The following is a 6,427-nucleotide window of genomic DNA, read 5'->3' on the forward strand; positions in this document are numbered from 1 at the left end:
TCCGGCCGCGCGGTCAGCCGGTCTCCGCCAGCCGGGTGTAGCGGCGGACCGCCGGCCCGTAGGTCACCGCCGTGAGCGCGGCGAGGACCGCGACCGCGACCGCGAGGTCGCGGTGGTGACCGGTGTCGAGGACGGCGGAGCGGCCCGCCGACAGGACCGGGTCGAACGGGTTCCAGGTGGCGACGGTGCGGTACCAGCCGGGCATGAGGGCGGTGGGCACCCAGAACGTGGAGAACATGATGACCGGCATGAACAGTGGCTGCAGGCCGAGGACGGCGGCGTGGGTGCGGGTGGTCAACGCGGTGAGGTAGAAGATGCCGTTCCACGCCACGGCCAGACCGGTCGCCAGCGCTATCAGCAGCGCCAGTCCGCCGATCCCGCCGGTGGTGTCGGCGCCGAGCGCGACCGCCGCCCCGGCGGCGGCGGTCGCGATGACCGCGCCGCGGACGGCTTCGAACCCGACCTTGCCGGCGAGGACCGCGAGAGGGTGGACCGGCAGCAGCCGCAGTCGTTCGAGGTAGCCGGTGTCGATGTCGCGCAGGAGCCCGCCGGCGGTGTATCCGGCGCCGACGAAGACGGACAGAAAGACTCCGCCGGCGCCGATCCAGTCGGCGAAGTCGTCGGTGGGCCAGCCGGGTACGTCGGCGATGCGGCCGTAGACGGTGCGGAACAGGACGAGCAGGAACACCGACAGCAGGATCGGGGCGACGAACGCCAGGCCGACGTTGCCGCCCGCTTCCCGGGCGGTGCGTCGGAAGATCAGCCACGAGTCGTGGATCGGCTTGGTCATGTCTCAGCTCCGGGTGAGGTGCCGGCGTAGCGACAACGCGGTCAGGATCATGCCGACAACGGTCCAGCCGAACAGGACGACGGCCGCCAGGCCCAGGTCGGCGGACCAGAGTCGGCCGAGCATCGCCTCCCGGGACGCGTCGACCACGGCGGTGACGGGGTTGGCGCGGGCGATCGGGCGGGCCCAGCCCGGCATGACGGCGAGCGGCACCAGAGCGCTGCTGAGAAAGGCCAACGGCAGACCCAACGGCTGGAGCGTGAACGGCGTCTGCGGGTCCCGGGTACCGATCGCCACGGCGAAGAAGACTCCGGCGTAGGCCACGCCGAGCATGGCCACCAGGGCGACCACGACCGCGATCCCGGCGGCGCCGTTGCGGGCGTCGGCGCCGAGGGCCAGCCCGACAGCGACCACGATGAGCGCACCGGGGACGAGCCGTACCGCTTCGAACGCCATCCGGCCGATCAGCTGCCCGGCGAGGTGCGCCGGCAGCAGCCGCAGCCGGTCGAAGAACCCGCCGCGCAGATCGGCGGCGAGCCCGGCGGAGGTCGCCCCGGCGCCGAGCAGCGCCACGAGGACCACCGCACCCGGTACGAGGAAGCTGACGTACCCGGCCCGGCCGTGGAACCCCTCGACGGTGGTGATGCGGTCGAACAGCGCGGTGAAGACAACGGTCATCAGGAGCGCGGGCAGCATCGGAAGCAGGTAGAACGGGCCGGGGTCACGCCGCGCTTCACGACCCTGGCGGGCGAACACCAGCTTGGAGGCGGACAGCAGCGATCTCATGCGGGTTCCTCCTGGCCGGTACCGATGGCCGATCCGGTCAGCCGCAGGAACACGTCCTCCAGGGTGGCCTCGGCGACCGCGAGGTTCCCGACCCGGATACCGGCGGCCCGCACCCGGTCCAGCACGTCGAGTACCGGCGGTCCGTCGGTGCCGAGGTCGAACGTGGCGACGCTGCGATCGTCGGTCACGGTCAGGTCGGGCAGCGCCGCGCGGACCGCGCCGTCGCTGCCGTCGTGGCGGAAGGTGACGCGGGTGCGCCCGATCGTGGCCTTGAGGCCGGCCGGCGTGTCGAGCGCGATGATCTCGCCGTGGTCGATGACCGCGACCCGGTCGGCGAGTTCGTCGGCCTCTTCGAGGTACTGGGTGGTGAGGAAGACGGTCACGCCTGTGTCGCGAAGGTAGCGGATGTGGGTCCACAACGCGCGCCTGGCCTGGGGGTCGAGGCCGGTGGTCGGCTCGTCGAGGAACAGCACGGGCGGCTCGCCGATCAGGGCGGTGGCGATGTCGAGCCGGCGGGCCATGCCGCCGGAGAACGTCCCGATGCGCCGGCGGGCGGCGTCGGTCAGCCCGAACGTGTCGAGCAGCGCGTCGGCCCGGGCCGCGGCCGCACGTTTCGGCAGGCCCCACAACCCGGCGACCAGCCGAAGGTGCTGTTCGGCGGTCATGGCCGGGTCGAGGGCGGCTTCCTGCAGCGTGACGCCGATGTTCGCCCGCACCCGCGCGGGGTCGGTGATGTCGTGTCCGGCGACCCGGGCCGATCCCGCCGTGGGGCGGCTCAGCGTGGTGAGCATCCGGACCGTGGTCGTCTTTCCGGAGCCGTTGCGACCCAGGTAGCCGAAGACCTCGCCCGCCGGCACCCGGAAGCTCACCCCGGCGACGGCCGTGACCCGGTCGAACCGTTTGACCAGGCCGGTCGCCTCGATCGCGGGGTTCGCCGGGCTCATCGGGCACCCGCCAGCCACCGGTGTACCGGTGCGAACGGGGCGAGCCGGTCGGCGCACCACCCGGCGAAGGCGGGCGTGGTGATCGCGGCCGGGTGCGCGAGGCGGCGGACGACGTGGAAGCCGTCGCGGACGGCGAACCGGGCCGCCGGTGTGTCCGGGTCGAAGCCGGCGGGCACCCGTCGACGGGTCGGCTCACTCAGTTCGGCACCGTCGGCGAGCACGGCGGTCACGTGCCGGTCGAGGTCGGGGGCGTTGTCGTGGAGGGCCTTCCGGTAGGCGTCCAGGGCCGCTCCGCTGCGGGGCATGACGCCGCAGCCGAGGTGGATCTCGGCCGGGGCGATGCGCAGGATCAGCGCCGGGTCGACGCGTGGCCCGTTCGGACCGTCCCAGAACGCCAGGTCCAGGTGCGGCTTGTAGGGCGGCTTGTCCGGGGCGAACCGGAGGTGGTTGGCGATACGGAACAGGCTGCCGCCGACCCGCGGCTCGGCCCGCAGCCCGCCGGACACCCGCCGCCGCAGACGCTCGCCGAGGTCGGTGACGAACGCCTTGGCGGGCTCCAGCAGTTCGCGCCGGTACACGTCGTGGTGGGTGTCGAAGCACCGTTTGGTGTTGTCGCGCTCCAGCGCGGTCAGGAAGGCCAGGCCGCCCGCACCGAACCCACCGAAGCCGCCGGCGTCGTCGGGGGCCGGCCTCGCGGTGGGACCGCCACCGGCGGCGTGGTCGCGGGCCTCGGCGAGCAGGCGGCGCCACCTGCGCCGGTCCGGACGGGGGAGTGCCACCCACTCGCGGAACGTCCGGCCGGCGGGTGCGAACGGCTCGCCGTCGCCGGTGGCGATGAGCTGCCCGACCCGCTCCGCCGGCAGCTTGACCAGCAGCGCCCCGCTGCGCCGGTCGAGGGAGGCGAAGAACCGGCCGTCCAGCCGTACGCACGGCAGTCCCATCATCGTCGACCGCTGCACCGCCGGATCGGCGTACATCGGCTCGACCAGTTCCCAGAACAATTCGGCACCGGACATCGGCATCGTCGGCCACTCCCATCTGGAGGTTCATCCGACCCGATTGATCCCGCCGGCGACGCGAACTCATCGGTCCCGTCGCACCCCGGCGCTACCGTGTCCGGGTGACCGTCGACCCGAGCACCGACACGTTGGTCGCCGCGGCCCGTCGCGGCGACAGCGCGGCGTTCCAGGAACTGGTCGCGCCGCACCTGCGGGCACTGCACCTGCACGGCTACCGGATGCTCGGCTCGTACCACGACGCCGAGGAAGCGCTGCAGGAGACACTGCTGAGGGCCTGGCGGAGCTTCGGCGGCTACGAGGGGCGGGCGCCGCTGCGGCACTGGCTGTACCGGATCACCACCACGACCTGCCTGAAAATGATCAATCGGAGAACCCGCGACCCGATCACCAACGCTGCCGATGTGGCCTGGCTGCAGCCCTATCCCGACGCGAACCTCGACGAGCTGGCCGACGCCGACGCCGACCCGGCCGCCATCGCCGACCGGCGCGAGTCCGTGGCCCTGGCGTTCATCGCCGCGCTGCAGCTCCTGCCGGGAACCCAGCGGGCGGCACTGATCCTGCGCGAAGTGCTCGGCTGGCCCGCCCAACAGGTCGCCGACCTGCTCGACACCAGCGTCCCGGCGGTCAACAGCGCCCTTCAGCGCGCCCGCGCCACGGTCGCCACCGCGAACGCGGCCGGCACCACGAGGCCGGGCCGGCCCTCCAGCGCCGACGAGCGGCGGGTCGTCGAGGCGTTCATCCGGGCCTGGAACGACTGCGACATCCCGGCGCTGGCCGCCCTGCTCCGCGACGACGTCACCCTCACCATGCCGCCCCAGACGCTGCGGATCCTCGGCCGGGCGGCGGTCGCCGAGTTCTTCGCCACCGTGCCCGCCGACGGTCACCTCGACCGCATCACGCTGGTCGAGGTTCGCGCCAACGGCCACCCCGCCCTCGCCGCCTACCTCCCCGACGACACCGCGGGCGACCCGGTCGGAGACTGCCGCGGTTACGGGATCATGGTCCTCACCCTCGACGGCGACCGCGTCGCGGGCATCACCGGCTTCCCCGACCCGACGCTGTTCCCGGCGTTCGGCCTGCCCGACCGGGAGGCGGCTCAGCGTTCAGCCGGGCGGCGCGTCGGGTGAGGTAGTGCTGTTCGGGCAGGCTGGCGGTCATCCGGGCGGCGCGGAGGTAGCTCTCCCGGGCCGCGTCGTGGTCGCCGGCCTGTTCGAGAAGGTGGGCGCGGACGGCGTCGAGGCGGTGGGTGTGGGCCAGCCGTCCGTCGTCGTCGAGGGTGCCGAGGACGGTCAGGCCGGCGGTCGGCCCGTGGACCATCGCGACGGCGACCGCGCGGCTGAGGGTGACGACCGGGCCCGGAGCGATCCGCTCGAGGACGTCGTAGAGGGCGAGGATCTGCGGCCAGTCGGTGTCGGCGGCGGTCGGCGCCTCGTCGTGGACGGCGGCGATGGCCGCCTGGATCTGGTACTGCCCGATCGGGCCGGCGCCGAGTACGCGGGCGAGCAGGGCCTGCCCCTCGGCGATCGCTTCCGGGTCCCAACGGTCCCGGTCCTGGTCGGCCAGCGGGACGATCGCCCCGTCGGCGTCGGTGCGGGCGGCCCGGCGAGCGTCGGTGAGCAGCATCAGCGCGAGCAGCCCGGCGGCCTCACCGTCGTGGGGCTGCAGGCGGTGCAGCAGACGGGTGAGCCGGATCGCCTCGGCGGCGAGGTCGCGACGGTGCAGGTCGGGCCCGGAGGTGGCGGTGTAGCCCTCGTTGAACATCAGGTACAGCACGTGCAGCACGACGGCCAGCCGCGCCGGCCGCTCGGCCGGGTCCGGCAGCTCGAACCGGGTGCCGGTGTCGCGGACGCGCTGCTTGGCGCGGCTGATCCGTTGCGCCATCGTCGGTTCGGGAACGAGGAACGCCGCGGCGATCTGCGCCGTGGTCAGGCCGCCGACCGCGCGCAGCGTCAGGGCGAGCTGTGACGGCGGTGACAGGGCGGGATGGCAGCACAGGAACAGCACCAGCAGGGTGTCGTCCGGGTCGTGCGGGGTCTCGCGGGTCGGGTCGAGCGCGGCGGTCACCTCGCGGCGGCGGCGGGCGCTGTCGGTGCGCCAGTGGTCGACCAGCGCCCGGGTCGCGACGGTGAGCAGCCACGACGACGGCCGTTCGGGGACGCTGCCGGCCGGCCACTGCGAGGCGGCGGCGAGCAGGGCCTCCTGGACGGCGTCCTCGCACGCGTCGAACTGGCCGTGGCGGCGAACCAGCGTGCCGAGGACCCGCGGCGCCAGTTCGCGCAGCAGGTCCTCGATACCGGGTGGGCTCACTGGTCCTGCGGCGGCGGCTCGTCCATGATCCGGCGGATCTCCATCGGGTACTCGGTGACCGCGACGACCTGCGAGGCGATCTCGATCGCCCGATCGTGCGTGCACTCGAGGATCCAGTAGCCGGCCAGGGACTCCTTGATCTCGGCGAACGGTCCGTCGGTCGGCGCTGGCGCCCCGTCGACGAACCGCACCGTCGTGGCCCGGGTCGGGTCGGTCAGGTGCCGGCTCTCCACCACCTCGCCGGACTCGCGGAGCTCACGGTCCATCCGCATCATGGTGGTCTGCATGTCGCTGATCCACTCCGGACTGCGGTCGGCCAGGGTCGTGCCCAGCCCACCGAACATCATGATCATGTACTTCATCGTCGGATTCCTTCCGTCACACGTCCACCGGCGGGAGCGTCGGCGTCAGGTCGGAGCCGCCATCGCCGTTCTCGACACCGGTCCGGGGATTTCTTCCGCGGGTGCGGAGGTACCGCACGGTCCGGGTCATGGCAGCCGAGTATCGCAGCCAGCGCCCGGGCCGGACGATTCCTCCGCCGGGAATCGCCGACGCACCGTCGAGCGGGGCCGGCGGGCCTTTCA

Annotated in this window: 8 protein-coding genes; 1 reads left to right on the forward strand and 7 read right to left on the reverse strand. The window is 73.3% G+C overall.

The features are described from left to right. Positions 1 to 13: 13 nt before the first annotated feature. Genes Voc01_RS28770 through Voc01_RS28785 form a run of 4 tightly spaced genes read right to left on the reverse strand, consistent with a single transcriptional unit; the run spans position 14 to position 3,533 of the window. Positions 14 to 790 (reverse strand): ABC transporter permease, encoded by a 777-nt coding sequence (locus Voc01_RS28770; protein WP_203930707.1) that lies wholly within the window; start codon positions 788 to 790, stop codon positions 14 to 16. 3 nt (positions 791 to 793) lie between these two features. After that, positions 794 to 1,573 (reverse strand): ABC transporter permease, encoded by a 780-nt coding sequence (locus tag Voc01_RS28775; protein ID WP_203930708.1) that lies wholly within the window; start codon positions 1,571 to 1,573, stop codon positions 794 to 796. Further along, positions 1,570 to 2,517 carry an ATP-binding cassette domain-containing protein gene (locus Voc01_RS28780; RefSeq protein ID WP_203930709.1) on the reverse strand — a complete coding sequence of 316 codons (948 nt, stop codon included), beginning with the start codon at positions 2,515 to 2,517 and terminating at the stop codon, positions 1,570 to 1,572. The genes Voc01_RS28775 and Voc01_RS28780 overlap by 4 nt, the downstream gene beginning before the upstream one ends. After that, on the reverse strand, positions 2,514 to 3,533 hold the full coding sequence (locus Voc01_RS28785; RefSeq protein ID WP_203930710.1) for a DUF2461 family protein: 1,020 nt from the start codon (positions 3,531 to 3,533) through the stop codon (positions 2,514 to 2,516). Before Voc01_RS28785 ends, Voc01_RS28780 begins: the two co-directional genes overlap by 4 nt. A gap of 104 nt (positions 3,534 to 3,637) precedes the next feature. Here Voc01_RS28785 and Voc01_RS28790 point away from each other — a divergent pair, with 104 nt between their 5' ends. After that, entirely contained in the window at positions 3,638 to 4,663 is a 1,026-nt protein-coding gene (locus Voc01_RS28790) for an RNA polymerase subunit sigma-70 (RefSeq protein ID WP_239160555.1), read from the forward strand. On the opposite strand, the gene Voc01_RS28795 is transcribed toward Voc01_RS28790, so the two are convergent. The 3 genes from Voc01_RS28795 to Voc01_RS28805 all read right to left on the reverse strand — a co-directional run. Beyond that, a complete protein-coding gene (locus Voc01_RS28795; protein WP_203930711.1) occupies positions 4,572 to 5,843 on the reverse strand; it encodes an RNA polymerase sigma factor in 1,272 nt (423 codons plus the stop codon). The genes Voc01_RS28790 and Voc01_RS28795 overlap by 92 nt on opposite strands. Then, on the reverse strand, positions 5,840 to 6,205 hold the full coding sequence (locus Voc01_RS28800; RefSeq protein WP_203930712.1) for a YciI family protein: 366 nt from the start codon (positions 6,203 to 6,205) through the stop codon (positions 5,840 to 5,842). Before Voc01_RS28800 ends, Voc01_RS28795 begins: the two co-directional genes overlap by 4 nt. Before the next feature lie 16 nt (positions 6,206 to 6,221). After that, on the reverse strand, positions 6,222 to 6,427 hold a 206-nt coding region (locus Voc01_RS28805; RefSeq protein WP_203930713.1), incomplete at its 5' end, for a hypothetical protein.

The organism is Virgisporangium ochraceum, from assembly GCF_016863655.1.
Taxonomy (GTDB): Bacteria; Actinomycetota; Actinomycetes; order Mycobacteriales; family Micromonosporaceae; genus Virgisporangium; species Virgisporangium ochraceum.